This is a genomic window from Prescottella defluvii (assembly GCF_000738775.1).
GTDB classification, from domain to species: Bacteria; Actinomycetota; Actinomycetes; order Mycobacteriales; family Mycobacteriaceae; genus Prescottella; species Prescottella defluvii.
On record NZ_JPOC01000139.1, the window covers coordinates 1 to 415 of the forward strand.

1 protein-coding gene is annotated in these 415 nt (G+C 66.3%); it reads right to left on the reverse strand.

What is annotated here, in order from left to right; all coding sequences use genetic code 11:
• On the reverse strand, positions 1-415 hold a 415-nt coding region (locus IJ15_RS0124070), incomplete at both ends, for an amidohydrolase family protein (RefSeq protein ID WP_031940853.1).

Genomic DNA, 415 nt, shown 5'->3' on the forward strand with positions numbered 1-415 from the left:
GTTGCAGAGCGAGGCGGTCGAGGTCGATCACGTTGAGGTCGGCACGGTAGCCCGGTGCGATCAGGCCACGGTCCTGCAGGCCCACCATGTCCGCGCACCGCTTGGTCATCAGCCGGATCAGATAGGGCAGCGACAGCCGCTCCCCCTGCGTGCGGTCCCGGCCCCAGTGGGTCAGCAGGTGGGTGTAGATGCTGCCGTCGCAGATGACCCCCAGGTGCGCCCCACCGTCGCCCAGTCCCGGAACGGCATGGTTACTGAGGAGCATCTCGCGGGACGGTTCGAGCGAGAAGTCGGCGTAGTTCGAGAAGGCCAGGTAGAGGATGTTGCGGCCGTCGGCCTCCAAAAGCTTGTCGTAGACGAGGCTTTCGGATGGGATGCCCAGACGCTCGGCCTGCGCCCCGATACTGCTCTCCTC